Here is an 806-nt window from a genome sequence, read left to right as displayed (position 1 = left end):
TATCTGCGTAGCGGTCACCGGCTGGTGTTCTTCCCCAAAGCGGTACGTCAGTGCGGCGTTCGCCAGGGCGTGTTGTGCCGGTGGGGGTAACCGCAGCGACTGCATGGCGTCACGCTTCTCTTCCACCCGGTCAAAAACGCCGAGGACTGCGTAAGCACCTTCAATGACTTTTTCCACCACATTGCCCCGGTGTGGCACACGTACCTCGCCAAATGACTGCCCGCAAACGAGGCCGTTGGTGCAGATGGCACGGAAGTACCCCGGCAACATCTGGTAACTGGATGAGCCGTCGTGTGAATTGAGCAGGATAATTTCCGGCACCTGCTGACCGGTTATCTGGCCGGTACGACGCAGGCGCAGCAGGTGTTTCGTGTGCTCGCGGCGGCTCTGGTCTCTGACGCGGGTCTGGCAGGCAAAGAAAGGCTGAAATCCTTCACGCTGCAGGTTTTCCAGCAGGGCAATGGTCGGTATGTGGCTGTAATGGTCTGAACGGGACGCGTGCTTACCTTCCCCGAAAACGCTGGGAACAACCTGCATTAATTCTTCATGGGTTAAGGGGCGGTCACGGCGGATCTGGTTTGTCCGCCCGAAGCGGCTGGCTAAACGCATGGTTAATCTCCTTTATTGGTTGACTTAACGGCATAAACAAAAAAGCCATGCTCCGGTGGGAGCATGGCCTGTTGGTGTGGTTGCGGGAGGGATTAATCTCTGGTGAATGTGTTTTTGGGTATACTGCGTATTCCGCTCTGATCGATCATGTTTTCGCGTGGAACGTCGATCAGCGATTCGCAGCTGATCGATCATCC

General features: G+C 56.2%; 1 protein-coding gene. It reads right to left on the bottom strand.

Annotation, left to right across the window (positions count from 1 at the left end):
• On the bottom strand, positions 1-609 hold a 609-nt coding region (locus DEO48_RS16445), incomplete at its 3' end, for a DUF932 domain-containing protein (RefSeq protein ID WP_109845749.1).
• Between the last annotated feature and the right edge of the window lie 197 nt (positions 610-806).

Origin of the sequence: Enterobacter sp. CGMCC 5087, assembly GCF_003144775.1 — a bacterium.
In the GTDB taxonomy this organism is placed as follows: domain Bacteria; phylum Pseudomonadota; class Gammaproteobacteria; order Enterobacterales; family Enterobacteriaceae; genus Enterobacter; species Enterobacter cloacae_M.
Note: the sequence above shows the minus strand (reverse complement) of the source record. Positions and strands in the feature narration are given on the sequence as shown.